Origin of the sequence: Sphingomonas sp. (assembly GCF_017745215.1) — a bacterium.
Taxonomy (GTDB): domain Bacteria; phylum Pseudomonadota; class Alphaproteobacteria; order Sphingomonadales; family Sphingomonadaceae; genus Sphingomonas.
In genome coordinates, this window is the sequence record NZ_JAGHZV010000024.1 from 1 (window position 1) to 24,204 (window position 24,204).

Below are 24,204 nucleotides of genomic sequence, written 5' to 3' on the forward strand. Positions count from 1 at the left end.
CAAGCAATGGCGACGCATCGCCACCAGATACGATAAACTCGCTGCCAACTTCCTCGGCTTCATCAAGCTCGCCAGCATCATGCTATGGCTCAAATGATTAAATCGTCACTACAGCCTAGCGCTTCTCCCCGAACGCCGGCGCCTCCGCCGGGATCGCGGCATTGCGCCAGCGCGCGACCGGCACCGCTTCGACGTCGCCCTTTTCGCTCTTGCGGCGGAGGATCAGCACCGCTTCCTGCTGCGACGTCCCCCCGATCGTGGCGCGGGCGCGGACCCAGTAGCTGTTCGAGCGGAACGACGTGCCCCAGGGCAGCGAGATGTTCGCGTCGAGCAGGTCCTTGGGCGACAGATGCCCCTGGCGCTTGCGCACCTCGACCAGCCGGTGCGCGACGTCGGCGTCGTTGAACAGGATCGCGAGCAGCGGCTCGCTCGCCGCGTTGAGGTTGACCGTGGTATCGGTCGGCAGCGCGGTCACCATCGCGTTGAAGCGCGCGAGCGCCTCGGCATCGAGCCCCGCGAGCGACACGGGGCGCAAGTCGCTGATCGGCCCCGCGAGCCGGACATAGGCCACCGCCTGCTGGATCTGCGCATCCTCGAGCCCCAGCGAGCGGGCGATCGCGGTGAACTGGAGCAGCGCCGAGACGTCGCCCGAGCGGACGTTGTTGATGTTGTAGCGCCCTTCGGCGTCCGAAATGGCGAGGTCGAAGGTGCCGCCGTCGATCGGCGCACCGGTCTCGGTGATCGCCCCCCAGCCCTCGGCGGGATAATCCTCCTGCGGCGCCTGCACCGCATCGCGGCGCAGCGCGACGATCGCGGAGAGCTCGCCGCCGCGCATCGCCGAGACCGCGCGCGTCGCCTCGCGGACGCGCAGGCCCCGGTCGAGCGACAGCTCCTCGCGGTTGATCATCAGCAGCACCAGCCCCGCCGCGATCGCGACGAACATCAGCACGTTGACGAGGATCATCCCCTCCTCGCCCGGCTTCGGCGCGCGGCTCATCGGATCGGCCCGATCGGTCCGGGGCCATTGCCCTCGCCCGGCGCAGGCGAAGCGGTGGGGGTCGGCTCGGGCGGCGGCACGGCCTGGACCGGCAGCTCGACGAGGCGGCGCAAGGTGCCGCCCGGCGAACCGGCGAGCGCCACCTGGACTTCGATCGCGCGCGGCCACAGCCCCGGCCGCCTGGCGTCGCGCGGCCAGCCGTTCGCCCATTCGCTTTGGTCGTAGAAGCGCCAGCGCGCCGCCTGCACGCCGGGCAGCAGCACCTGGCTGCGCGCGCCGATCAGCCGCACCAGCGCGCCGCCGACCACGGCATAGCGCACCTCGACCGGCGCCGAGCCCGCCGCGGGGCCGACACGGGTGAAGGCGATGTCGGTGCCGCCGCTCACGATCTTGCCGTTGGTCACCTGGTCGAGGTCGTTCTCGAGCACGAGCATCGCGCGCTGGAGCTGGCCGAGCCGGTCGAGCCGCACTTCGGTATGCTCGCGGACGTTGAGGATGCCCGAGACGAGCGCGAGCCCGGCGACCGCGATCAACCCGAACAGCGCGAGCGAGATCATCACTTCGATCAGCGTGAAGCCCGCTTCGTCGCCCCCATTGCCGGGCATCCGCCCGGGCGGCACCGAGGTCATGACCCGGAGCTCACCGCCACGGTCTCGTATCCGGTCTGGCGCGCCGCGACGATCGCGAAGTCGCGCGCGACGCTGCCGTCGGTGCGGAAGCGCACGGGGCCGGTGACGCAGTGGAAGCCCGCGCTGGCGAGCAGCCCCTCGCCGCTCAGCTGGTTGTCGGCGCGCAGCTTGTTGACGATGCCGGCGGCGTCATAGGCGAGCGCCGCGATCGCGCCCGGCGCGCCGCCGTTTCGCGCGGCATATTCGCTCGCGAAGGTGCCGAAGGCGTTCGGATCCGGGCTTGCAAGCCAGGCGCCGTCGAGCACGGCGAGTGCGTCGGGGCGATTGTCGAGCGCCTGGAGCGTGCCGAGCAGCTGGGTGCCCTCGGCCTTGAGCGTGCTCGCGGCGGCGAGCACCGCGGTGCTGCTGTCGGGTAGGAGCAATGCGTCGGGCGCGGCATCCTCGGCGGGAAGCGGTGCGCCGACCGCAAGCGTCTTGACGCGCAGTCCGATCTCGCTCTCGAGCCGGCCGGCGGCGAGCGCGGTGGCGGCCGACCAGGGAGAGCCGTCGTCGAGCACGATCACGCTGCGCACGCCGCGGCTCTGGGCGTAGCGCAGCACCGCGCTCGCCATCTGGCCGGCGGTGATGCCGAAGATCCAGGTGCCCGGCGCCTTGAGCACCGAATCGTTGCTGAAGGAAATGACCGGCACACGCCCCGCGACGGTGCTGGCGACCGCGGGCACTTCCTCGGAGAGCAAGGGCCCCAGGATCAGCGCCGGCCCCTTCTTGAGCGCGAGCGCGGCCGCCGCCGCCGCTCCGTTGGCGGTGCCGCCGGTGTCATAGCACTGGACGAACGCGCTGTTTTCGGCGAGCAGGGCGGCCTGCCGCATGCTCTCCCCCAGCCGCGCGCGGGGGCCGGCGAGCGGCACGAGCAGGGCGATCGGGCGTTTGTCCTGCTTCGCGCCACCAGCGAACGCAAGCGAAGGGAATGCTGCCGATGCGGCTGATGCCACGAAGCCCGACTGCACGAGCTTCAGAAGATCCCGCCGTTTCATTGCCGACTCCAGATGCGCGATCGCAGGCACGGCGGCGTCTTATCGCCTTCGTGGCACTCGGGATAGCGGCTTATGCCGTCGCGCTGGTCGCGACGATTCCGGCGAGCGTGGTGTTCCGCAACACGACGATGCGATCGGGCGTGGCGGGCACGGTGTGGAACGGCGAGGTCGGCATCGCGGGCGGATCGGCGCTGCGCTGGAACTGGGCGCCGCTGCGCTCGCTGCTCGGGCTGGGCTTCGCGGCGGACTGGAAGGCGGCGGGACCGGATACCGATCTCGGCGGCCAGGCGCTCGCGGGGTTCTCGACGACGCGCTTCGACCATGTCAGCGGCAGCGCACCGGCACGGCTGCTCGAGGCGATCCAGCCCACCCTGCCCTTCACCTGCGATCTGAACGGCCAGGTCGAGATGGAGAAAGTGGTGCTGCGCGGCTCGGGCAAGATGATGCAGGGCCGGATGGTGAGCGATCCGGGCAGCTGCCAGCCCAAGTCGGGCGGCGTTGCGACTGCGGTGCCCTCGCTGCTGCTCACCGCCGAGAAGACGGGCAACTCGACGCGTATCCGCGTGGCGCCGTCGGCGCAGCGGCTCAAGACGCTGATCGACGTGACGATGGCCGAGGACGGCGCGATGACGATCACGGTGACGCCCGAAGGCGCCTCGATGCTGCCGTTCCTGGGGGCACCGCCCGCGGGGGCGAAGGTTCAGGCGGCGCTTTGATGGCCGGGCGGAGCTTTCTCCTGGGGCTTGGCATCGCCGCGTCGGGGCTCGCGATAGCGCTTTCGGCGGAGCGCTCCGTTCGCCGGATCGAACGGCGAAAGGCGGAAGGCGACGACGCCTACTTCGAGGAACAACGCGCGCTCACCACCTATCCCTGGCTCGGCAACGCGAAGGTGATCCGGCGTTGGGGCTGGTTCATCGCCGTGGGCGGCGTGGCGCTGACGGTCGCAGCACTCTTCGTTCCCGACTGACGAGGCTACATCGCCACCAAATTGTTCAGATTGATGATCGGCAGCAGGATCGCGAGGACCATCGTGAGCACCAGCCCGCCCATCACCAGCAGCACCAGCGGCTCGACCAGCGCGACCAGCGCGGCGACGAGCGCGTCCAGCTCGCGCTGGAGCTCGTTGGCGGCGCGGTCGAGCGCGGGCGCGAGCTTGCCCGAGCTCTCGCCCGAAGCCACCAGCGCGACGAGCATCGACGGGAAGACCTCCGCCTCGGCCATTGCCGCGCGCAGGCTCACGCCCTCGCGGACGCGCTGCTCGACGTGGAGCGCGCGCTCGCGCACCCACACGTTGGGGGTCACTGCGGCGGCGGCGCGCAGCGCCTCGACCAGCGGCACGGCGCTCCCGACCAGCGTCGCGAGGCTGCTCGCGAAGCGCGCGGCGTTGTACTGACGGCTGAAGCGGCGGATCGGGCGGCGCTCGGTGAAGGCGCGGTGGAGGCGGAGCTGGTTCGCCGGCACGCGCCGCCAGCGCTCGAAGCCGAAGAACAGCACCCCGATCGCGAGCAGCAGGTAGAGGCCGAAATTCTGGAGGAACCAGCTCATCGCGATCAGCGCGCGGGTGAGGAACGGCAGGTCGGCGCCGCGCGAGACGAACACCTTCACGATGTCGGGCACGACATAGACCATCAGCAGCACCATCATGCCGAGCGACACCAGCGCGAGCAGTCCGGGATAGAGCAGGGCGAGCTGGAGCTTCTGGCCATTGGCCTGGCGCGTCTCGACATAGTCGGCGAGATGCTCGAGCACGTCGGGCAGCTTGCCCGAGGCTTCGCCGGCGGCGACCGAAGCGCGGTAGAATTCGGGGAAGGCCCTGGGATGCTGGCCGAGCGCCGCGGCGAAGCTGCGCCCGTCGAGGATCGCGCCGCGCACGTCGAGCAGCAGCGCGCTCACCGGCGCCTGCTCGGACTGAGTCGCGACGAGGCGGAGCGATTCCTCGATCGAAATGTCCGAGCCGACGAGCGTGGCGATCTGACGCGTGACGGTGGCGAGGTGGCGCGAGGAGATGCCCTGGCGCCTGAGGCTGGGCAGCGTGAGCCCCGCGAGCGAAACGCCGCCCTCGCGCGCCGCCTCGACCGAGAGCGGCAGCAGCGCCTGCTCGCGCAGCAACGCCCGCGCCGCGGCGGGCGACGACGCCTCGATCACGCCCTTGCGCTGGGTACCGGCGCGATCGGCGGCCTTGTAGGCGTAGGCGGGCATTAGCGTCCCCTGCCCTCGAATAATGCGTCATCCCGGCGAAAGCCGGGAGCCAGGGCAACAAGGGTCATCGCTCGCGGCCCTGGGTCCCGGCTTTCGCCGGGATGACGGTTGCGGGATGGCCAGACCGGCCCCACGATCGATGAAGCGCCCAAGGTCGGCGCGACAGGAGCGAGGGTTTCAAGCCTCATCCCGCACCACGCGCGCCACTTCGTCTACCGTGGTCAGCCCCGACTTCACCTTGGCCAGCCCGTCGTCGAGCAGGCTGGGCCCCGCCTTGCGCGCCGCGGCCTCGAGCTCGGCTTCCGAGGCACCGTCGTGGACCAGCTTCTGGAAGCCCTCGTCGACCGCGACGACTTCGTAGAGTCCCGCGCGCCCACGATAGCCTTCGCCGTTGCAGCTCGGGCAGCCCACGGCACGCCAGAGCTTCTTGCCCGGCTTGAGCGCGCCGCCGAGCAGCACCGAATCGGCTTCGTTCGCCGTGTCCTCGCGGCGGCACTCCGGGCAGAGCTTGCGCACCAGCCGCTGCGCGCAGAGCCCCACCACCATCGGCGCGAGGAGATAGCGCTCCACCCCCATGTCGATCAGCCGCGTCACCGAGCCCACCGCGCTGTTGGTATGCAGCGTCGAGAGCACGAAATGCCCCGTCATCGACGAGCGCACCGCCACCTGCGCGGTCTCCTGATCGCGGATCTCGCCGACCATGATGACATCGGGGTCCTGACGCAGGATCGCGCGCAGGCCGCGGGCGAAGGTCAGGTCGGTGCGCGGGTTGACCTGGGTCTGGCCGATGCCGGGCAGCTCATATTCGATCGGATCCTCGACGGTCATGATGTTGCGCTTGCGGTCGTTCAGCCGGTTGAGCGCGGCATAGAGCGTCGTCGTCTTGCCCGAGCCGGTGGGGCCGGTGACGAGCAGCATGCCGTGCGGGCGCTCGAGCAGCCGGGTGAACACCTCGCGGTCGCGCGCGCTCATGCCCAGCACTTCCATGTCGAGCCGCATCGAGCCCTTCTCGAGCAGGCGCATCACCACGCGCTCGCCGTGCTGGGTCGGGATGGTTGAGACGCGCGCGTCGACGATATGGCCGCCGATGCGCAAGGTCACGCGGCCGTCCTGCGGAATGCGCTTCTCGGCGATGTCGAGCTTGGCCATCACCTTGATGCGGCTGACGAGCAGCGGCGCGAGCTCGCGGCGCGGCTCGAGCACGTCGCGCAGCACCCCGTCGATGCGGAAGCGGACGACGAGGCGCTTCTCCTGCGTCTCGACATGGACGTCCGAGGCGCCTTCGCGGATGGCCTCGAGCAGCAGCGCGTTGATCAGGCGGATCACCGGCGAATCGTCGCGGCTGTCGAGCAGATCGTCGACCGAGGCGACGCTGTCGGCGAGCGCGGCGAGGTCCATGTCGCCAAGGTCGAGGTCGGCGGCGGCGCCGGCGCTGCCCGAATAGGCGGCGCTGAGCGCGGCGTCGAAGTCGGTGTCGCTCACCCGCACCAGCCGCGCGCCGGGAGCGACGCGCTGGACCTCCATCAGCGCATCGAGCGGCGCGTCGGTGCGGTGGACGCACTCGATCGCGCCGTCGGCGGCGCGCAGCAGCACCCCCTGGCGGCGCGCGAAGGCATAGGGCAGCGCGGGGAGCGCGCTTTCCTCAGGGTGGACGGCAGTGCTCTCGTTCACGATGCGAATTCCACGGTGGCGCTCACGCGGCCCGGCGCGGCGAGGCGCTGGATCGAGACGCGCTGGATGCGCAGGCTGCTCGTCCGGCCGAGGTCGGAAAGCCAGTTGATCACCGCATCGTAATTGGCTTCGGCGATCATCGCCTTGACCCCCGCGCCGACGGCCTCGACCTTGGGGATGAAGCCATAGGCCGCGGCCGAATCGCTGACGACCTGCTGCGGCGTCCCGGTGCGCGGCGTCGCGGGCTGCGCCGCAGCGGCGGGCTCGATCCTGCCGGCGGCACGCAGGCGGGCGCTGTAGGTCTCATAGGTGCGGATGTCGGCGAAGGCCTGCGCGCGCGCGGCTTGGAGGGGCATGATCACGCCATAGACGAGCACGACGCCGAAGATCAGCGCGGCCATGGCGGCGAACAGGATCTGCTCGCGGCGGCTGCGCCCGCGCCACCAGCCGTCGAACCCGGCGATCGCCGCCTCGACGCGCGAGGTGCTGAGGAAGCCGCCGCTCATGCCACGCTCGCGGTGATGCGCAGGCCGCCGGTCGGGCCCGGGTTGACGCTCGCCTTGAGCCGCGCGCCCTGCAATGCTGCAAGGATGCGCGGGGCGAGCGCGGGGTCGGCCGAATCGAGGTCCATGGTGATGCTGTTCGCCTGATAGTCGACGGTGCGCACGGTGAACGCATTGCCGAAGGGTCGGATCGCCGCGGCGACGCGCGAGACGAGCGGCACGAAGCTGCCGGGGGTGAGGTCGGCACCGCCGCCACCGCCGCTCGGCTGGATCGCGCCGACCACGCTGGCGGGATCGGCATCGGCGGGGCCGCCGAGGGTGGCGATGAGCTCCTTGGTCTCGCGGGCGCGATGGTCGGCGATCATCCCGAGCGCGACGGTGTCGGCGGCGGCGATCAGCACGTGCGCGGCCACGCCCGCCGCGACGATCCAGCCGAGCCGGCGCCAAACGTTGTTCACCGGTGCGGCGCGGCGCGCATAGCGGCCCTGGCGCAGGTCGAGGTCGTAGGAGGCGAGGATCAGGTGGAGCTGGTCCTGCTCGGTCCGGCTCGCGCTCGACTGGATGTCGGGCGAGAGCGGCTCGCCATAGCTGTGGACCGGCGGGCGGCCCGCGGCTTCCCAGGCGGGGCGGAGCAGCGATTCGGAGCAGGCGAAGCCGGTGCCGTCGCCGCTGCGGACCAGCGCGCGGCCGCGCGCGAGGTCGACGTTCCACCCGCCCTCGGCGGCGCACATCACGGTGAGCGCATCGGGCACCATCGCCGCGCGGCCCAGCCCTTCGGCCTCGGCTTCCTCGACCCAGCGCGCCATCACGTCGTGGCGGACGACGCCGACAAGATAGCGATCATCGCCCAGCGGCGCGCCCAAGGCGAGGTGGACCGCCTCGACCGGATCGGCGATTCGGTCCTCGACCGCATAGGGCAGCGCGGCGAGCCGCCTGGCGTGGCTCTTCAGCGGCAGCTCGACCGCGAGCAGCAACACCTGCTCGGTGGGGACCAGCAAGGTTGCGGGTCCCTCCGGGTCCGCTAAGATCACGCCGCTGCCTGAGAAGGACCAGACACCGCCGGCGCGCGAGTCCGATTCGCGACGCATGGTTGTCACATTGCTTTCATGGGGAGCACGCATGGGCTGCCGGATGCGCATAGTTATGAAACAATCCTGTGACAGTCACGCTCCGCGGACGCAAGGCCGGATCGGCCATGGGGAGGCGGGGCTGACGCTCATCGAGATGATGATCGTGCTGGTCATCATCGGTATCGTCTCCACGCTCATCGTGGTCAACGTCATCGGCAAGCCCGACGAGGCGCGGGTGACGACGACCAAGAGCAACCTCGCCACGCTCGCCACCGCGCTCAAGACGTATCGGCTCGACAACGGCTTCTACCCCTCGACCGAGCAGGGGCTGAAGGCGCTGGTCGAGCGCGCCCAGACCCAACCGGCGCCGCAGAGCTGGCCGCAGGGCGGCTATCTCTCCGAGAAGCCGGTCGACGCCTGGGGCCACGATTATGTCTACACGGCGGGGCCCGAGGGCTTCGAGCTCAAGTCGCTCGGCCGCGACGGCAAGCCCGGCGGCGAAGGCATCGACGCCGACCTGACGCAGAAGGGCTGAGGCTTGCGCGCGGCCGGCCTCTCGAATCGCGGCGTCCGCGCCGGCGAGGCCGGATTGACGCTGGTCGAGATGCTGGTCGTGCTCGCGATCATCGCCGTCGCGGCCGGGGCCACCGCGCTCGGGATCGGCGCGGTCACGCGCGCGCCCTCGGTCGAGAGCGAGGCGCGGCGGCTCGGCGAGCGGCTCCAGGCGGCAGGCGACGATGCGATGCTCGGCGACCGGATGGTCGCCTTCACCGTCGATCCGCACGGCTATGGCTTCGCGGCCTATCGCGACGGCGTGCCGGTGGCGCGCAAGGACGCGGGCTTCGCCTATCACCAGCTCCCCGGCGGCATGGTGATGACGATCGACCTCAAGCCGCCGATCGTGCTGGGGATCGACGGCAATGGCATGCTGCTCAACGCCACGGTCGAGAGCGGCAGCCAGCGCTGGCGCGTGACCTATGACGGGATGAACGCCGAGGTCGCGCCGATGAAGCCCGGCGAGAAGCTGCCGGGGCAGGTATGAACGCCCTTCCCTTCATCCGTCATCCCGCCCTCCTTCGTCATCCCGGCGAAAGCCGGGACCCAGGGCCACGAGCGATTCGGCTTGTTGCCCTGGGTCCCGGCTTTCGCCGGGATGACGGCACAATTGATGATGCCCTGGAAGGAAGCGACGCCGGCTTTTCCCTCGTCGAAGCGATGGTCGCGCTCGCGATCCTGGCGATCGCGGCGGTGGGGCTGACGCGCACGGTCGAATCGCACATCGATTCGACCCGCGGGCTCGAGCGCCGCGCCGCCGCCGCCTGGGTCGCCGAGAACCGCATCGCCGAGCTGCGCCTCGGGCTCGATTCGGGCGCCGGCCAGCAGGTCGAGATGATGGGCCAGGAGTGGCGCGTCGCAGTGAGCGAAGTTCGCACCGACGACCCCGAGATCCTGAAGGCGCGCGTCGAGGTCTATGGCGCCGGCGAAACGACGCCGCTTGCATCGATCGTCGGCTTCGTCGACGGAAAGCAGCGATGAACCGTCTCCCCAGCCTCACGCCGCGCCAGACGCGCACCGCGCTGGACCTGCTGACCGGCGCGGTGGTGATCTCGGTCGCCTTCGCGCTTGCCGGGCTGACCTGGCGGATCGCCGGCCATGCCGGCACCGGCGCGATCACCGTGCCTTCGGGCAAGAGCGCGCCGAGCGCCGACGCCGGCCCCGCGCTCGGCCTCTTCGGCCAGTCACAGACCAGCGAGGCGACCGCCCCGACCAGCTTGCCGCTCGAGCTCAAGGGCATCGTCGCCGCCAATCCGGCAAGCCTCTCGAGCGCGTTCATCGTGGTGAGCGGCGGCCCGGTCGCAAGCTTCACCGTCGGCCAGAACGTCGGCGGCGCGACGATCCAGGGCATCGCGCGCGACCGCGTCATCCTCAACAACGCCGGTCGGATCGAATATCTGACCTTCCCTGCTCCCACGCCGACATCCACGCCCGGCGCCGCGCCCGCTGCCGCTGGCCCCAACGCCCCGCCGCCCGCCGCGGCGCCCGTCGTCCCCTCGCCCGGCGCGCCGCCGACGCAAGGCACCGGCCCCGACCTCTCGAGCCTGCTCCAGCGCTTCAACGCCACCCAGGCCGACGGCGGCTATCGCATCGGCGCCAATGCGCCGGGCGGGCTCGCCGCGGGTGACGTGCTGCTCTCGATCAACGGCACGCCGCTCAGCGACCAGACCGCCGCGACCGCCGCCTACCAAGGCGCCCTGTCGAGCGGCAGCGCCACGATCCTGATCCTCCGCGGAGGCAAGCGCCTCACGCTCACCATCCCGATCCGCTAAAGGGCTACGCGTGCAACCGATGATTCGCTCCACTGTCGCCCTGCTCGCGCTCGCCGCAGCACTGACCGATTCGGCCGCGGCCTTCGCCCAGGCCGCGCCTGCCGAAGCGGGCCAGTCGGCCGACGTCGTGATCAACATGCGCGGGGTGGAGATCGCCGACGTCGCCGACCAGATCTCGCGGATCACCGGGCGTACGCTGATCCTCGACCCCGCGGTGAAGGGCCCGGTGACGGTCACCTCGTCGACGCCGCTCACGCCGGCGGGCGTGTGGGAGCTGTTCCAGTCGGTGCTGCGCGCCAACGGCTGGGCGGCGGTGCGCACCGGACGGACCTGGCGTGTGATCCCCGCCGCCAATGCAGTGCGCGAGGCCTCGGCCCCGGCGCGCGGCGTCGCGGGGCAGGAGCTGGTCACCCGGATGGTGCGGCTGTCGAACGTCCCCTCGGCCGATGTCGCGCGCGTCGTCCGCCCGCTGGTCGCGACCTTCGGCAGCGTCGAGCCGCTCACCAGCCCCAACGCCATCGTCATCACCGATTACGGCGACAACGTCCGCCGTATCGAGGCGATCGCGCGCCAGCTCGATGCCGGCAGCGGCACGAGCTATGCCACCGTGACGCTGCGCAACGGCAATGCCGCCGACGTCGCCCAGTCGCTCAGCACGGTGCTCGGCGAAGGCGTGCGCGTGGCGTTCGACGCGCGCAGCAACATGGTGATCGTGCGCGGCATGCCCTCCACCGTCAGCGAGGCGCGCCGCATCATCGCCGACATGGACAAGCCCGGCGGCGCCACGCCGATCACCCGGATGTTCCGCCTGAGCTATGCCGATGCCGAGACGGTGACCGACGTGCTGCGCGGCATCCTGGGCCAAGGTGATTCGGTGAAGAACCCGGTCGCTCGCTCGCTCGCCAGCCGCTTCCCAAGTAACAACAGCCGGCAGAATTCGCCGATCGCCTCGCTCGCCTCGAACAACGCGACCTACAACGCCGCCCAGGCCGTCACCAACGCGGGCACGCTGAGCGGCACCGCGCAGGGCGCAAGCGCGGCCAATCCCCTCGCGCAGGGCGGCACCGCGGCCGCGACCCCGCAGGGCTTCTCGACGCCCGACCTCACCATCCAGCCCGCGCCCGAACTCAACGCGATCGTGATCCGCGGCACGCCCGCAGCGATCGCTTCGATCGAGCCGCTGATCACCGATCTCGACGTGCGCCGCCCGCAGGTGATGATCGAAGCCGCGATCGCCGAGATCACCGGCGACGACGGCGAGCAGCTGGGCATCCAGTTCGGCACCGGCGGCGTCGCGCTGGGGCAGGTCAGCGGCGTCGGCACCTCGTTCAGCAACGGCCCCGGCCCGTCGCTCGGCACGATCCTGACCGCGCTCGGCGTGCCCGCGGGCAAGGTGCTGGGCGAAGGGCTCAACGCCAATGTCCGCGTGACCGACGATTTCTCGGTGCTCGTCCAGGCGCTCGGCATCTCGAGCAAGGCGAACCTGCTGTCGGTGCCGCAGGTGACCGTGCTCGACAATGAAGCGGCGCAGATCGTGGTGGGGCAGACGGTGCCGTTCGTCACCGGATCGATCCTCACCGACGCGACCAATGCGACGCCCTATACCACGATCGACCGGCAGGACGTGGGCATCACGCTGCGCATCATCCCGCGGATCAACGCGGGCGAGGTGGTGCGGCTCGAGGTCAGCCAGGAGGCCTCGTCGATCGCGACCGGGCTTACGGTGTCGGCGTCGGACCTGATCACCAACAAGCGCTCGATCGACACGACGGTGCTCGCCGACAACGGCCAGACGATCGTGCTCGGCGGGCTGGTCTCCGACGATTACATGGAGGCCAAGCGCCAGGTGCCGATCGTCGGCGACATCCCGATCGTCGGCGAGCTGTTCAAGAGCCGGCGGGAGTCTCGGAGCAAGCGCACGCTGTTCGTGTTCCTGAAGCCCACGATCCTGCGCGACACCGACGATGCCGAGGCGATCGCCAAGGCGAAATACGCGCGTCTCCGCGCCGACGAGATCGAGCTGGGCAAGACCCGCAGCCTGCTGCTCAAGCCCCCCGCGCCGCGGCTGACGGTGGAGATCGACGGGATTTATTGAGGGGCGTCTCCGTGCTCGCGTTCCTTTAACCGTCATCCCGGCGAAAGCCGGCACCCAGGGCCACGAGCGACGTCCTTCGCAACCCTGGGTGCCGGCTTTCGCCGGGATGACGGCTTTGAGAGAGCCGCCTTCACTCCACCGGCAGCGGCACCCGCGCCTTCTGGCTCCCGCGCGTGAAGAACGCGGCATCCAGCGCCAGGCTCTCCAGCCGCCACCCGTCGACGCTGTCGCCGACGTGGAGCGTGCGGCTGCTGCCGTCCGCCGCGCGGACCAGCGCGACGGCGTCCTGGTCGAGCCGGCCGACGATGCCGATCAGCGCAGGCGCATCGCCAGGCGCGTCGGGCTCGATCGAGGCATCGGGCGCGGCGGCGAACAGCGGCCGCTCGAACGCCGCGGCGAGCGGCGGCGCGGCAGTCGGTGCGAGCGGCGCGGCGCGCGTTTCGGTGGCGGGCGCAGGCGTCTCGGTGCCGCCGAGCGCCAGCAGCACGGCGGGCATCGCCAGCGTAACCAGCCCCGCCGCGCCGAGCGCGATCATCTCCCGGCGCGCGATCATCGCTTCGCCGCCACCGCATCGCCGGTGAGCCGCACGCTGCCGCCCTGCGCCGGCGTGATCTCCCAGCGGGTGAAGCGCAGCAACACCGCGTCGCGCTCCACCCCGTCGGCGAGCGCCACCACAGCCTTCTCGCTCCCCGACACCGCGAGGTGGACGCGGACCAGCCCGCCCTCACCGGCGCTCGCGCGGAGCTGCTCGATCAGCACCCCGGCGTCATGCGCCCGACGGCGGATACGCTCGGCAAGCAGGTCGGGATCGTCGCCCGCGCCCAGGCCCTGCGCCACCAGCGGGCCCGGCGGCCGCTGCGCCGCGGCGGCGGTTGCCTTGGCTTCGTCGGCGCGCGCCGCCGCGAGGCTGCCCAGCGCACTGCCGGTCGCGGGCGCGAGCAGCAGCACGAGCAGCAACCCGCCGCCGACGCCGACCGCGAGCGGCGGGACCTTCACGACGCGTTCTCGCGCAGCTGGACGACCATCGCGCCGTCGCCCTGGCGCTGGCCGGTGTCGCGCAGGCCCGCCAACACCGGCTCGCGGCGCAGCGCCGCCCGCAGCTTGTCGGGGTCGGGCGAGGAGATCTCGAGCAGCAGCTGGCCGTCGCCGCCCCGCCCGACGCGGCTGAGCGAGGCTTCGGGCGGCAGCGCACGCGCCAGCGCTTCGATCACCGCGCCCACGCCCGGGCGGCGCGTTGCTGCGGCAAGCTCGGCACGGTCCTGCTCGGCGAGGCGCGCGGCGGCGAGTGTCGGCGCGGCGCGCTGGTTGATGGCGTTCGCAGCATCACGCGCGCGGACGGCGAGCAGCGTCGCGCCGCCGATCGTCAGCACCGGCCCCAGCCCGATCAGCGCAGCGACCGCGCCGGCGACCAGCCAGTCGCGCCGGCTCGCGGGCGGGGCCAGCTCCGCTGGCGCGGCGGCGCGCTCGCGGAACCCCCGCACCGCTTCGCCCAGCCGCGCAGCGAGGCTCGCGCCCGGACCCTGAATCGCGGACTCGGGCGCCGGTTCGGCCTCCGTCATCGGCGTGTCGCTTTCGTCGCTCATCGCGCCCCGGGCTTAGGCCAAGCGCATCGCAACGCAAGACCGGCGGGCGTTTCACAAAAGAGTCGCGCAGATTTCATCCTCGCGCAACGTTCCGTCCATTCCCACGTCATCCAGCACCCACAAGGGCTCGAGGAACCGAGATCGCAGTGACTCGGCGAGAAGGGGCCCTTTTCATGACTGACTCCAACGCGATCGGCTTCGGCTATACCGACGGCGACGTCGATACCAACCGCAGCGACAACCTTTCGCTCAACGACATGGTTGCGAGCCGCCTCTCGCGCCGCGAGACGCTGCGCACCGGCGCCGGCGCGATCGCGATGGCGACGCTGGGCGGCGGCCTGCTCGCCGGCTGCGACGACAAGAAGACGATCGACGCGCTGCCCACCGTCTCGGCGAGTGCGAGCGGGAACAGCAGCTCGGGCCGCGTCGTGACGCTCACCGGCACCGCGACCGACGACAGCGCGGTCACCGGCATGGCCTGGACGCAGACCGCGGGCCCGGCGGTGACGCTGAGCGCGCCCGCCAGCAACGTCACCACCTTCATCGCGCCGAGCGTCGCTGCCGCGACGACGCTGACCTTCCAGTTCAGCGCGATCGACAACCTCAACCAGACCAACACCACCACCGTGTCGGTCTCGATCACGCCGGCCGAGCTCGGCTTCACGGCGGTCGCTAAGAACAAGCTCGATGTCGTCTCGGTGCCTGCCGGCTATACCGTGCAGGTGATCAACCGCACCGGCGATCCCATCCTCACGGGCGTGGCGGCGTACAAGAACGACGGCACCGACACCAATTTCGCCGGCCGCATCGGCGACCATGGCGACGCGCTCTACTGGTATGGCCTGAATGCCGCCGGCACGCGCGACGCGACCAGCTCGACGCGCGGGCTGATCGTGCAGAACCATGAGAACATCAACCAGCAGTATCTCCACGTCGCCGGCGCCACCACCGTCGGCGGCGCACGCCCCGAGGGCGAGGCGCTCAAGGAGATCGAATGCCATGGCGTGAGCGTCACCGAAGCCAGCGAAGGCGCGGGCCGGGCCTGGACGGTGAACGCCACCAGCAGCTTCAACCGCCGCATCACGCCGAGCACGACGATCGACTTCAGCGGTCCGGTCAAGGGCTCGGACCTGCTCAAGACCGCCTGGTCGTCGACCGGCAACAGCGCGCGCGGCACGATCAACAACTGCGCCAACGGCACCACGCCCTGGGGCACCGCGATCACCTGCGAAGAGAATTGGGCCGGCTATTTCCGCCGCGCCAGCGCCGACACCGCCGGCCGCACCGCCAAGGAGCTGACCGCACTCACCCGCTACGGCGTCACCAACGCGACGGGCAACTACGGCTGGTCGACCGTGGTCCCCGCCGACGGCACCAACACGTTGTTCCGCCGCTGGGACGCGCGCGTGACCGGCGCCACCGCGACCGATGATTTCCGCAACGAACCCAACAACTTCGGCTGGGTCGTCGAAATCGATCCCTATGACAAAACCAAAAATCCCCGCAAGCGAACCGCGCTGGGCCGCCTCGGCCATGAGGGCTGCTGGCCGGGCGCGTTCGTCGCCGGCCGCAAGCCCGCCTGGTACATGGGCGACGACGCGGTGAACGAATATCTCTACAAGTTCGTCTCGAACACCGCCTGGGTCGCCGCCGACGCCAGCGCCGCCGACCGCCTGTCGATCGGCGACAAGTATATGGACGCCGGCACGCTCTACGTCGCCAAGTTCAACGCCGACGGCACCGGCAGCTGGCTCCCGCTGGTGTTCGGCACCAACGGCGTCGACGCGGCCAACGCCATCTATGCCTTCGCCAACCAGGCCGATGTGCTGGTCAACGCGCGCCTCGCCGCCGACACGGTGGGCGCGACGCCGATGGACCGTCCGGAGTGGACCGCGGTCAACCCGGTCACCGGCGAAGTCTATCTGACGCTCACCAACAACGCCAACCGCGTCGTCGCCGCCGACACGCCGACCGCGAGCCAGCGCCGCACCGACGCGGCCAACCCGCGCGTCTACGTCGATCCGCCCAGCGCCTCGCGCGGCAACCGCAACGGCCATGTCATCCGCCTCCGCGAGACGGGCGACACCACCGAAGCGACGAGCTTCGCCTGGGACATCTACCTGTTCGGCGCCGGCGCGGACCTCGATGCGACCAACATCAACGTCTCGGGCCTCACCAACGACCAGGACTTCTCCAGCCCCGACGGCCTGTACTTCAGCCGCTCGAGCAACGCCGCGGGCCTCGTCAAGCCGGTGTTGTGGCTCCAGACCGACGACAGCGCCTTCACCGACGTCACCAACTGCATGATGCTCGCGGCGATGCCGGGCTCGGTCGGCGACGGCGGCGCACGGACGATCACCAACAGGACGGCGGGCGGCGTCGACTCGCCCCAGGCGACTCGCGTCGGCGCGGCGCCGACCGCGGCCAACCTCAAGCGGTTCCTGGTCGGCCCGGTCGAGTGCGAGATCACCGGCGTGGACACGACGCCGGACGGCCGCACGCTGTTCGTCGGCATCCAGCACCCGGGCGAGCTCGGCACTCCCGCGGCGCCGACCAGCCACTGGCCGGACAGCCAGGCGGGCGCGGCCGGCGCCGCGGTGCGCCCGCGCTCGGCGGTGGTGGTGATCACCAAGAACGACGGCGGTCTCGTCGCGCTGTAAGGCGCGGCGGACACCAAGGTCGTGGACAGCAGGCGCCGGGCGGGGAAACCCCGCCCGGCGTTTGTGTTTGAGCGTCTTATAAGACCCGGTTCGCCCTGCTCCCTCAACCGTCATCCCGGCGAAAGCCGGCACCCAGGGCCGCGAGCGATGTCCTCCGCAACCCTGGGTCCCGGCTTTCGCCGGGATGACGACTGATGGGTTGAGGGCCGATCAGGCTGCGGCGTTACGCTCCCGCGGGGCTCAGCACCTTGGCGCCGCCATCGAGTTCCAGGATCACGAAGTGGCTCGACCCATCGCGGCAATGCGCCAGCCATGCCGGCAGCCCCGCCTGGTCCTTCTGGCGCTCGGCGCTGGTCACGCCGTCGCACTTCATCCCCGCGTCCATGATCGCGCGGACCAGCACCACCTTGAGCTGCTGGTCGTTCATCTTGAGGACCTTCTGGATCGTCGGATCGGCGGCGACCTTCGCCGGGTCGACGCCCTGCGCCGCCGGCGCCTCGCCGCCCGAGCCGCCGCCGCACCCGCCGAGCATCAACAGCGCGGCGCCCGCCGCCAGCATCATCCGCATCGAACCTCTCCTCATCCGTCCTCAATCGCCGCGACCGGCCGCGGTTCCCCTCAGCGCTGATAGGCCTTGGGGAGCGCGCCTTCCTGCGGCGTCCAGTAGCGGTCGCGCAGCTTGGTGGCGCGGGTGGCGAGCGGCTGCTCGACCCCGTCGATGAACACCGAGACCGCCGCGGTGCCGAGCTCCAGCGGATCGCCGTCCCAGATCACCACGTCGCCGTGCCGCCCGGGCCGGAGCGAGCCGAACTCGCCCCCAAGCCCCAGCGCCTCGGCGGGCCTGGAGCTGATCGCCGCGAACGCCGCGTTCCAGTCGAGCCCGGTCGCGCCCGGCATCTTGGTCAGCGCGACGAGGTTGCCGGCGTATTGCTTCTCCCAGCGCGCCTGGCGCGGATCGTCCTGGTTGATCGTGCCGATGCCGACGAGCACGCCCGCCGCCTTCATCCGCCCGATGTTCGACTGGGTCGCAGCGAGCTGCTCGAACGAAGCGGGCAGGTCGTTGAGCGCGGTCGCGATCACCGGCACGCCCGCCGCGGCGATCTCCTTCGCCACCGTCCAGCCCTCGGTCGCGCCGACGAAGACGAGCTTGAGCGCTGGCATCTCCTTCTTGAGCGCGATCAGCACCAGCATGTCCGACGCGCGCTCGACATGGACGAGCAGCGGCATCCGCCCCTCGACCACCGGCACCAGCGCCGCGGCGTCGGCCCGCGTGAGCATCGAATCCTTGTCGCGGTCGAGGAAGCGGCCCGGGTTGCGGGCATATTCGCGGACCTGGAAGAAGATGTCCTTGATCGCCGCATAGGCAGCCGGCCGGCTGCCGCCCGCAAGCTGCGCGCCGTTCTCGCCATATTCCATGAACTGGAAGGCCTGCGCCTTGCTCACCCCGTCACGATCGGCGCCGAGGTCGATGATCGCGCCCTGGCCGGCGAAGATCGAGCCCGCGGTGTCGGGCGCGACGACGGCGCGGGTGATCCCCTCGGCGCGGTTGATCGCGACCGGGCTGTTGAGCGGGTTGACCGCCGGCGCGACGTCGATCGCGGCGTGGAAGGGCGACTGGCCCGCCGAGGCGTCGTTGGTCTGGTTGACGCCGTCGACCTCGACGATGCCGAGCCGGGTGAAGCCGGCGAAGATGCCGGGCGAGACCCATTTGCCGCCAGCGTCGACGGTGCGGATGCCCGAGGGCACCGCGACGCCCGCGCCCGCCGCGACGACCTTGCCGCCGCGGACGACCACGGTGCCGCCGTCGATCGGGGCGGAGCCGTCGCCGATCACGAGCTTCGCATTGGTGATCGCGACATCCTGTGCCGCGGCCGGAACGGCGACCGCGAGCGCGCCGAATGCGGCGCCGAGAAGGAGCTTCGTCATCACTTCACATCCCCCTCGCCGGGCTGGCCCAGCTCGAAATCGGAAACCGGGCGGAGCCGCGGGTTGGCGGCGTCGTAGAGCAGCGCGCCGTCGACCCACACCATCTGCGGGCGCGAATAGACGCTCAGCGGATCGCCGTTCCAGAGCACGACATCGGCCATCTTGCCGGGCTTGAGGCTGCCGGTGACCTTGTCGATCCCCAGCGCCTTGGCCGGGTTGATCGCCACCCATTTCCAGGCGGTCTCCTCGGGGATGTCATAGCCCGCGCGGATGCCCGAGCGGCGCGCCTTGGCGATCTCCTGGTTCAGCCGCTGGATGCCGTTCTCGTCGTCCGAGTGGATCATCGCGCAGGCGCCCTGCTTCTCGAGGATCGCGAGATTCTCGGGGACGGCGTCATAGGCTTCCATCTTGAAGCCGTACCAGTCGGCCCACACCGCGGCGCAGGTGTTGTTGGCCTTGAGCAGGTCGGCGATCTTGTACGCCTCGACCGCGTGGTGGAACGCCGAGACGTGGTAGCCGAACTCCTTGGCCATATCCATGACGATGGCCATCTCGTCGGCGCGGTAGCAGTGGTTCTGCACCAGGATCTCGCCGTCGAGCACGCCGCGCAGCGTGTCCATCGCGATGTCGCGGCTGGGGGGTTCGCCGCCCTTCTCCTCATATTTGGTCCAGCGCCGGTCATATTCGACCGCGCGCGCCCAGGTGGCGCGATCGACCGCGATGTTGCCCATGCGGGTGGAAGGCTCGCGGCCCTTGGAGCCGTAGACGCGCTTGGGGTTCTCGCCGCACGCCATCTTGAGGCCATAGGGCGCGCCGGGGAACTTCATCGCCTGCACGGTGCGGGCGTAGACGTTCTTGATCACCACCGAGCGGCCGCCGAACAGGTTCGCCGAGCCGGGGAGGATCTGGAGCGTGGTGACGCCGCCGTTGACCAGCGCGCGGCCGAAGCCGGGGTCCTGCGGCCAGACGCTGTGTTCGGCCCAGACGTCGGCAGTGACGGGCGAAGTCGCTTCGTTGCCGTCCGAATTGGCCTGGACGCCGGGCGAGGGATAGTCGCCCAGGTGGCTGTGGATGTCGATGATGCCGGGGGTGACATACTTGCCCGTGCCGTCGATCACCGTGGTGCCGGCCTCGGGCGCGAGGTCCCTGCCGACCGCAGCGATCTTGCCGTCCCTGAACAGCACCGATCCGCCGTCGATCCGCCCACCCTCGCCGTCGAAGATGGTGACGTTGGTGAGCAGCGTCGGCACGCCCGGATAGGGCTTGTAGGTCGAGGGGTAGGGATCGTGGCTATAGCCCTTGCCGATGCCCGGGCCCTTGGCGGCCGGTTCGGACGAGGCGGTCTGGGGCGGCGGGCTCCCCGTGGTGCAGCCTGCGAGCGCCACGGCCGCGGCGCCCAGCATCAGCATCGTTCGTCTCAAGCGCATCTCCCTGGAATCGCTCGCGCGCTTCCCCCGCGCGCCTGGATCCTTCCGTGATCGCTTCAACCCGCCGCTTTGGCAAGATGCGCCACCAGAACGGGGACGATTTGGTGCGAAATGCGCCGAACTGGCGAAACCGGCTTTCCCCTGCGATTCGCGCGATGCTATGCTGGGTTCTCTCCATAACGGAGAGGTTGGGTAACTTGCGTTTGCAGCTTGCGACGGAATCGGCCGGAACGAGCCGGACCCTGGCCGTGAAACGGCTCGCGACAGGCTTTGCCGCGGCTGCGGGAGCGTGCAGCCTGCTGCCCCTCGCCGGCTGGATCGCCGACGTACCGGTGCTCGCCGGGCTCGGCTATTCGGACCTGCCGATCTGGCCCTGGACCGCGATCGCCTATTTCATGCTCTCGCTGGGCTTCCTCGCGCTGATCGCGGGCGAGCCGCGCATCGCCAACTACCTCTGGATCGTCCCCGCGCTGATCGCCGCGATCGCGCTTGCCGAGCATCTCACGGGGCTCGATCCCGGCTTCGACCGACTGCTGTTCGGCGACGCAGTGAGCACGCGCATCGCAGCGCATCCCGGCCGGCCGGGCGTGGGCCCGAGCTCGACCGTCGTGCTTCTCCTCCTCTCCGGCTACGCCAGCCAGCGCGAGCGCTGGATGCGCCACGAGCTGGGCAGCCTGTTCGCGAGCGGTGCGCTGGCGCTCGGCGCCTCGGCAGTGATGCTCATCCTGCTGAGCTCGGCCGAGGACCGCGGCCCCCTCCCCTTCAACTCGCTGCCCGGCGCGATCTCGGCGATGCTGCTCGCTGCGTCGATCATCGCCTGGAACATCGAGTTCGGCTGGATGCGGCTGCTGTCGCGCGAACGCGAGTTCCGGCCCGAGCGCGTGCTGCTGCCGCTGCTTCTGCTGCTGCCGCTCTTCCCCACCCTGCTCGCAGCGCTGATCGTGCCCGCGAGCCAGCGGCTGCCGCTCGCCGGGCAGATCGCGATCGTGACCGGCAACATCCTGATCATCGGGCTGGTCGCCTATGGCGCGATGACGCGGCTCGCGCGCGGCCAGGCGGCGGCGAGCGAGCTCACCCAGGCGCTCGACAACGCCAATGTCGCGCTCACCACGCTCGACGGCGAGATCCTCCACTGGTCGCGCGGCTGCGAACGGCTCTACGGCTGGACCGCCAAGGAAGCGCTGGGGCGGCGCAAATATGAGCTGCTCGGCTCGCGCAGCAAGGGCCTCGCCGCGCCCGACCTCAAGCGGCACGAGCAGGAACTGGTCGAGACGCGCCACGACGGGCGCGAGATCACCGTGATCGAGCGCATCCAGCGGATCGAGGCGTCGGGACGCGACCCCGTGCTGGCGCTGAGCATGAGCGACATCTCGCAGACCGCCGCGGTGCTCGCCGCGCTCCAGGCGAGCGAGGACCGGCTCGCCGAGGCGGCGGCGATCCAGGAGCTCGGCGTGTTCGAATGGGACCCGCGCACCGAAGCGATGCACTGGTCGCCGGGCACCGAGCAGCGGCTGGGCTTCGCGCCGGGCGATCTCGGCACGGCGGCGGCGCTCGCCGAGCGGATGATGCCCGAGGATCGCGAGGAGATCAGCCAGACGATCACCAAGGCGATCGCCGAACAGTCGCACAAGTTCCGCTTCCGCTTCCGCTTCCGCGAGCCCAACGGCAACGTCCGCGCGGTCGAGGGCAGCTCGCGCGCCTTCTACGACGCCGAGGGCCACCTCGTCCGCTCCGTCGGCGCAATCTCGGACGTGACCGAGCGCGAGGAGCGCGAGGCAGCGCTCCGCCAGCGCGAGGCGCAGCTGCGCTCGGTGATCGAGACCGTGCCCGACGCGATCGTCGGCGTGAACGACGACGGCGTGATCCGCGAGTTCAGCCCCGCCGCCGAAGCGATGTGGGGCTACCACGCCGCCGACGTGCTCGGCACTCGGCTCGAGACGCTCACGCCCGAGGCCGAGCGGAAGCGCTATTGGAGCGCGATCTACCGCGCGATCAAGCAGCGCGACGAGCGCATCCTCGGCCGGCTGATGACCGGCATCGGCCTCGCCGCCGACGGGCGCGAGTTCCCGATCGAATATCGCGTCGGCCTCGCGCTGATTGACGGGGAGGCCTTCTACACCGTCTTCTTCCGCGACATTTCGCAAAGGGTCGCCGCCGAAGCCAAGCTCGGCCAGCTCAACACCGAGCTCGCGCACGTCGCCCGCCAGACCGCGATGAGCGAACTCGCCGCCGACATGGCGCACGAGCTCAACCAGCCGCTCTCCGCGATCGCCAACTTCCTCGCTTCCGCCCGGATCCTGATCGACCGCGACGGGGACCGCGGGCAGATCGCCGAGATGATCAAGATGAGCGTGGACCAGACCCAGCGTGCCGGCCAGATCATCCGTCGGCTGCGCGACTTCACCACGCGCGGCGAAGTCGAGATGCGTCCCGAACCGGTCTCGCAGACAGTGCGCGACGCCGCCGAGCTGGTGTTCGTCGGCACCGGCGGGCTCCACATCCGCGTGACCTATGCGCTCGATCCCGAAGTGAAGACGATGCTGGCCGATCGGATCCAGGTCCAGCAAGTCGTGGTGAACCTGCTGCGCAATGCCCGCGACATCCTCGAGACGGTTCCGCCCGATCAGCGCGAGATCATCATCGGTTCGCGCATGATCGAGGACGACATGGTGGAAATCTCGGTAACCGATTCAGGCCCCGGAATTCCGCAAGCGATCCTTGACGAGATTTTCAATCGCTTTACCTCAACGAAAGGATCAGGGGCAGGAATGGGGATCGGACTATCGATCAGCAAACGTATCATTGAAGCGCATGGGGGAATTTTGAGCGCAGGGAACCGTCCCGAAGGCGGGGCGGTGTTCAAGTTCACCTTGCCCACCGTGGGAGAGGACGGGGCTGAATGATCAAGACCATCTACATCGTTGACGACGACGACGCCGTCCGTGCGTCGCTGCACAGTCTCCTCTCGCTGCAGAACGACATGGTCGTGCGAAGCTTCCGCTCGGGCGACGCGTTCCTGCAGGACATCGAAGAGCTCGAGCCAGGCGTGGTCCTGCTCGACTTCCACATGCCCGGCTCGACCGGCCTGGACGTGCTCCAGCAATTGAAGGCCCGCGGCGGCTTCGCCCCGGTGATCCTCACCGGCCAGGGCAACGTCTCGCTCGCGGTGCGCGCGATGCAGGCGGGCGCGCTCGACTTCATCGAGAAGCCTTATGAGGCCGAGCTGCTGCTCCAGGTGGTGGGCAACGCCTTCGCCAAGCTCGAGCGCAACAACGAGGCGTCGGCGCGGGTCGAGGCGGCCAAGGCACGGATCGACCGGCTGAGCCCGCGCGAGACCGATGTGCTCAAGGGGCTTATCGAAGGCCGGTCGAACAAGGTGATCGCCTATGAACTCGACATCAGCCCGCGCACGGTGGAGATCTACCGCGCCAACCTGATGGACAAGCTCGACGTGCGCAGCCTGTCGGAAGCGCTGCGCATCGCCTTCGCCGCGGGGCTGTTCCCGGAAGGGAGCTAGCCGATCAGCAGCAGCCGCTGCCGTCGTCGCGCCAGCTGGGAAGCATCTGCGCGATGACGGCACGGGCTTCCGCGGCGCTCGCGTAGCAGAGGTGCCCTTCGACCTCGGGGAGCGGCTCGACGTCGAGCGCGAGGACGCAGTACCAGTGCGGCTCCCGCACGAGCGCGGCCAGCCAGCCGGGCTCGCCCGCCGCGAGCATCTGCGCGTCGATCACCAGCGCCGCCGGGCGCCGCACCGCGCCGCGCACCGCCCGCGCGTCCGGATCGGACACCGTGACGATGTCCGCACCCGCGAGCGTCAGCTGCGCGGTGAGCGCGCTGCGCAGGCCGGGGTTGGCCACCGCCAGGACTACAAGAACCGCCCGCTCGGGCATCGATCGCGCTTCCTCGAACAGATGCGAATTGATGCAGCCATCTAGGCGATCGCACCGAAATCGAGGATTCAGGTCTTGTACCTACAAGGGAGAATGCATTGGATTCATAGTCTTAGGTATATTCACTGAGAGGAGAGTGTGAAGCAGCCGGAACGACCCTCCGCTCGCAGGTGACAAGCCTCGCCGCGCCCCC

24 protein-coding genes and 1 pseudogene are annotated in these 24,204 nt (G+C 70.3%); 11 read left to right on the forward strand and 14 right to left on the reverse strand.

Annotation, left to right across the window (positions count from 1 at the left end; all coding sequences use genetic code 11):
- Window positions 1-97: pseudogene (locus J7495_RS18420) on the forward strand (IS5/IS1182 family transposase); the annotation flags it as partial.
- An 18-nt stretch (window positions 98-115) separates the two neighbouring features.
- Here J7495_RS18420 and J7495_RS18425 read toward each other — a convergent pair.
- The 3 genes from J7495_RS18425 to J7495_RS18435 are packed head-to-tail and all read right to left on the reverse strand — an operon-like array spanning window position 116 to window position 2,660.
- Window positions 116-997, reverse strand: a complete 882-nt coding sequence (locus J7495_RS18425; protein WP_294058385.1) for a type II secretion system protein GspK — start codon at window positions 995-997, stop codon at window positions 116-118.
- Entirely contained in the window at window positions 994-1,626 is a 633-nt protein-coding gene (locus tag J7495_RS18430; RefSeq protein WP_294058386.1) for a type II secretion system protein GspJ, read from the reverse strand. The genes J7495_RS18425 and J7495_RS18430 overlap by 4 nt, the downstream gene beginning before the upstream one ends.
- Window positions 1,623-2,660 carry a penicillin-binding protein activator gene (locus J7495_RS18435; RefSeq protein WP_294058387.1) on the reverse strand — a complete coding sequence of 346 codons (1,038 nt, stop codon included), beginning with the start codon at window positions 2,658-2,660 and terminating at the stop codon, window positions 1,623-1,625. The genes J7495_RS18430 and J7495_RS18435 overlap by 4 nt, the downstream gene beginning before the upstream one ends.
- Window positions 2,661-2,710: 50 nt before the next feature.
- On the opposite strand from J7495_RS18435, the gene gspN reads away from it, so the two are divergent.
- Window positions 2,711-3,376: a type II secretion system protein N gene (gspN, locus tag J7495_RS18440; protein WP_294058388.1), complete on the forward strand. Its 666-nt coding sequence runs from the start codon at window positions 2,711-2,713 to the stop codon at window positions 3,374-3,376.
- The gene (locus J7495_RS18445) at window positions 3,376-3,627 is read left to right on the forward strand and encodes a hypothetical protein (protein ID WP_294058390.1); all 252 of its coding nucleotides are present in this window, start codon (window positions 3,376-3,378) and stop codon (window positions 3,625-3,627) included. Before gspN ends, J7495_RS18445 begins: the two co-directional genes overlap by 1 nt.
- A 5-nt stretch (window positions 3,628-3,632) precedes the next feature.
- Here the strand turns inward: J7495_RS18445 and J7495_RS18450 are convergent, their stop codons facing one another.
- From J7495_RS18450 to gspL, 4 genes are all read right to left on the reverse strand, one after another.
- Window positions 3,633-4,859: a type II secretion system F family protein gene (locus J7495_RS18450; protein WP_294058392.1), complete on the reverse strand. Its 1,227-nt coding sequence runs from the start codon at window positions 4,857-4,859 to the stop codon at window positions 3,633-3,635.
- A 177-nt stretch (window positions 4,860-5,036) separates the two neighbouring features.
- Window positions 5,037-6,530: a type II secretion system ATPase GspE gene (gene gspE, locus J7495_RS18455; protein WP_294058394.1), complete on the reverse strand. Its 1,494-nt coding sequence runs from the start codon at window positions 6,528-6,530 to the stop codon at window positions 5,037-5,039.
- Entirely contained in the window at window positions 6,527-7,036 is a 510-nt protein-coding gene (locus tag J7495_RS18460) for a type II secretion system protein M (RefSeq protein WP_294058395.1), read from the reverse strand. Before J7495_RS18460 ends, gspE begins: the two co-directional genes overlap by 4 nt.
- On the reverse strand, window positions 7,033-8,172 hold the full coding sequence (gspL, locus tag J7495_RS18465; protein ID WP_294058396.1) for a type II secretion system protein GspL: 1,140 nt from the start codon (window positions 8,170-8,172) through the stop codon (window positions 7,033-7,035). Before gspL ends, J7495_RS18460 begins: the two co-directional genes overlap by 4 nt.
- A gap of 4 nt (window positions 8,173-8,176) precedes the next feature.
- On the opposite strand from gspL, the gene gspG reads away from it, so the two are divergent.
- From gspG to gspD, 5 genes are all read left to right on the forward strand, one after another.
- Window positions 8,177-8,638 carry a type II secretion system major pseudopilin GspG gene (gspG, locus tag J7495_RS18470; protein ID WP_294058397.1) on the forward strand — a complete coding sequence of 154 codons (462 nt, stop codon included), beginning with the start codon at window positions 8,177-8,179 and terminating at the stop codon, window positions 8,636-8,638.
- Window positions 8,639-8,641: 3 nt separating this feature from the next.
- Window positions 8,642-9,145 (forward strand): prepilin-type N-terminal cleavage/methylation domain-containing protein, encoded by a 504-nt coding sequence (locus tag J7495_RS18475; protein ID WP_294058398.1) that lies wholly within the window; start codon window positions 8,642-8,644, stop codon window positions 9,143-9,145.
- A 134-nt stretch (window positions 9,146-9,279) separates the two neighbouring features.
- The gene (gene gspI / locus J7495_RS18480; protein ID WP_294058427.1) at window positions 9,280-9,639 is read left to right on the forward strand and encodes a type II secretion system minor pseudopilin GspI; all 360 of its coding nucleotides are present in this window, start codon (window positions 9,280-9,282) and stop codon (window positions 9,637-9,639) included.
- Window positions 9,636-10,430, forward strand: a complete 795-nt coding sequence (locus J7495_RS18485) for a type II secretion system protein N (RefSeq protein ID WP_294058399.1) — start codon at window positions 9,636-9,638, stop codon at window positions 10,428-10,430. The genes gspI and J7495_RS18485 overlap by 4 nt, the downstream gene beginning before the upstream one ends.
- Window positions 10,431-10,449: 19 nt before the next feature.
- A complete protein-coding gene (gspD, locus tag J7495_RS18490; RefSeq protein WP_294058400.1) occupies window positions 10,450-12,525 on the forward strand; it encodes a type II secretion system secretin GspD in 2,076 nt (691 codons plus the stop codon).
- A 130-nt stretch (window positions 12,526-12,655) separates the two neighbouring features.
- Here the strand turns inward: gspD and J7495_RS18495 are convergent, their stop codons facing one another.
- Genes J7495_RS18495 through J7495_RS18505 form a run of 3 tightly spaced genes read right to left on the reverse strand, consistent with a single transcriptional unit; the run spans window position 12,656 to window position 14,108 of the window.
- The gene (locus J7495_RS18495) at window positions 12,656-13,078 is read right to left on the reverse strand and encodes a hypothetical protein (RefSeq protein ID WP_294058401.1); all 423 of its coding nucleotides are present in this window, start codon (window positions 13,076-13,078) and stop codon (window positions 12,656-12,658) included.
- A complete protein-coding gene (locus J7495_RS18500) occupies window positions 13,075-13,521 on the reverse strand; it encodes a hypothetical protein (RefSeq protein ID WP_294058402.1) in 447 nt (148 codons plus the stop codon). The genes J7495_RS18495 and J7495_RS18500 overlap by 4 nt, the downstream gene beginning before the upstream one ends.
- Window positions 13,518-14,108 carry a hypothetical protein gene (locus tag J7495_RS18505; protein WP_294058403.1) on the reverse strand — a complete coding sequence of 197 codons (591 nt, stop codon included), beginning with the start codon at window positions 14,106-14,108 and terminating at the stop codon, window positions 13,518-13,520. The genes J7495_RS18500 and J7495_RS18505 overlap by 4 nt, the downstream gene beginning before the upstream one ends.
- 173 nt (window positions 14,109-14,281) lie before the next feature.
- On the opposite strand from J7495_RS18505, the gene J7495_RS18510 reads away from it, so the two are divergent.
- Window positions 14,282-16,768 carry an alkaline phosphatase PhoX gene (locus J7495_RS18510; protein WP_294058404.1) on the forward strand — a complete coding sequence of 829 codons (2,487 nt, stop codon included), beginning with the start codon at window positions 14,282-14,284 and terminating at the stop codon, window positions 16,766-16,768.
- 223 nt (window positions 16,769-16,991) lie between these two features.
- Here J7495_RS18510 and J7495_RS18515 read toward each other — a convergent pair whose 3' ends face one another.
- The 3 genes from J7495_RS18515 to J7495_RS18525 are packed head-to-tail and all read right to left on the reverse strand — an operon-like array spanning window position 16,992 to window position 20,097.
- Complete coding sequence (locus tag J7495_RS18515; RefSeq protein ID WP_294058405.1) at window positions 16,992-17,336, reverse strand: hypothetical protein; 345 nt, start codon at window positions 17,334-17,336, stop codon at window positions 16,992-16,994.
- Window positions 17,337-17,386: 50 nt separating this feature from the next.
- Window positions 17,387-18,694: an amidohydrolase family protein gene (locus J7495_RS18520; RefSeq protein ID WP_294058406.1), complete on the reverse strand. Its 1,308-nt coding sequence runs from the start codon at window positions 18,692-18,694 to the stop codon at window positions 17,387-17,389.
- Window positions 18,694-20,097: an amidohydrolase gene (locus J7495_RS18525; RefSeq protein ID WP_294058428.1), complete on the reverse strand. Its 1,404-nt coding sequence runs from the start codon at window positions 20,095-20,097 to the stop codon at window positions 18,694-18,696. Before J7495_RS18525 ends, J7495_RS18520 begins: the two co-directional genes overlap by 1 nt.
- Window positions 20,098-20,369: 272 nt before the next feature.
- Here J7495_RS18525 and J7495_RS18530 point away from each other — a divergent pair, with 272 nt between their 5' ends.
- Window positions 20,370-23,024 carry a PAS domain S-box protein gene (locus tag J7495_RS18530; RefSeq protein WP_294058407.1) on the forward strand — a complete coding sequence of 885 codons (2,655 nt, stop codon included), beginning with the start codon at window positions 20,370-20,372 and terminating at the stop codon, window positions 23,022-23,024.
- Entirely contained in the window at window positions 23,021-23,638 is a 618-nt protein-coding gene (locus tag J7495_RS18535) for a response regulator (protein WP_294058408.1), read from the forward strand. Before J7495_RS18530 ends, J7495_RS18535 begins: the two co-directional genes overlap by 4 nt.
- A 4-nt stretch (window positions 23,639-23,642) precedes the next feature.
- On the opposite strand, the gene J7495_RS18540 is transcribed toward J7495_RS18535, so the two are convergent.
- A complete protein-coding gene (locus J7495_RS18540; RefSeq protein ID WP_294058409.1) occupies window positions 23,643-24,011 on the reverse strand; it encodes a hypothetical protein in 369 nt (122 codons plus the stop codon).
- Window positions 24,012-24,204 lie beyond the last annotated feature (193 nt).

Coding starts and splice junctions, on each gene's coding strand:
- J7495_RS18425 (WP_294058385.1), bottom strand. CDS start 997: ATGAGCCGCGCGCCGAAGCCGGGCGAGGAGGGGATGATCCTCGTCAAC.
- J7495_RS18430 (WP_294058386.1), bottom strand. CDS start 1,626: ATGACCTCGGTGCCGCCCGGGCGGATGCCCGGCAATGGGGGCGACGAA.
- J7495_RS18435 (WP_294058387.1), bottom strand. CDS start 2,660: ATGAAACGGCGGGATCTTCTGAAGCTCGTGCAGTCGGGCTTCGTGGCA.
- J7495_RS18445 (WP_294058390.1), top strand. CDS start 3,376: ATGGCCGGGCGGAGCTTTCTCCTGGGGCTTGGCATCGCCGCGTCGGGG.
- J7495_RS18450 (WP_294058392.1), bottom strand. CDS start 4,859: ATGCCCGCCTACGCCTACAAGGCCGCCGATCGCGCCGGTACCCAGCGC.
- J7495_RS18460 (WP_294058395.1), bottom strand. CDS start 7,036: ATGAGCGGCGGCTTCCTCAGCACCTCGCGCGTCGAGGCGGCGATCGCC.
- gspL (WP_294058396.1), bottom strand. CDS start 8,172: ATGCGCATCCGGCAGCCCATGCGTGCTCCCCATGAAAGCAATGTGACA.
- gspG (WP_294058397.1), top strand. CDS start 8,177: ATGAAACAATCCTGTGACAGTCACGCTCCGCGGACGCAAGGCCGGATC.
- J7495_RS18485 (WP_294058399.1), top strand. CDS start 9,636: ATGAACCGTCTCCCCAGCCTCACGCCGCGCCAGACGCGCACCGCGCTG.
- gspD (WP_294058400.1), top strand. CDS start 10,450: ATGATTCGCTCCACTGTCGCCCTGCTCGCGCTCGCCGCAGCACTGACC.
- J7495_RS18495 (WP_294058401.1), bottom strand. CDS start 13,078: ATGATCGCGCGCCGGGAGATGATCGCGCTCGGCGCGGCGGGGCTGGTT.
- J7495_RS18505 (WP_294058403.1), bottom strand. CDS start 14,108: ATGAGCGACGAAAGCGACACGCCGATGACGGAGGCCGAACCGGCGCCC.
- J7495_RS18510 (WP_294058404.1), top strand. CDS start 14,282: ATGACTGACTCCAACGCGATCGGCTTCGGCTATACCGACGGCGACGTC.
- J7495_RS18515 (WP_294058405.1), bottom strand. CDS start 17,336: ATGCGGATGATGCTGGCGGCGGGCGCCGCGCTGTTGATGCTCGGCGGG.
- J7495_RS18520 (WP_294058406.1), bottom strand. CDS start 18,694: ATGACGAAGCTCCTTCTCGGCGCCGCATTCGGCGCGCTCGCGGTCGCC.
- J7495_RS18525 (WP_294058428.1), bottom strand. CDS start 20,097: ATGCTGGGCGCCGCGGCCGTGGCGCTCGCAGGCTGCACCACGGGGAGC.
- J7495_RS18535 (WP_294058408.1), top strand. CDS start 23,021: ATGATCAAGACCATCTACATCGTTGACGACGACGACGCCGTCCGTGCG.
- J7495_RS18540 (WP_294058409.1), bottom strand. CDS start 24,011: ATGCCCGAGCGGGCGGTTCTTGTAGTCCTGGCGGTGGCCAACCCCGGC.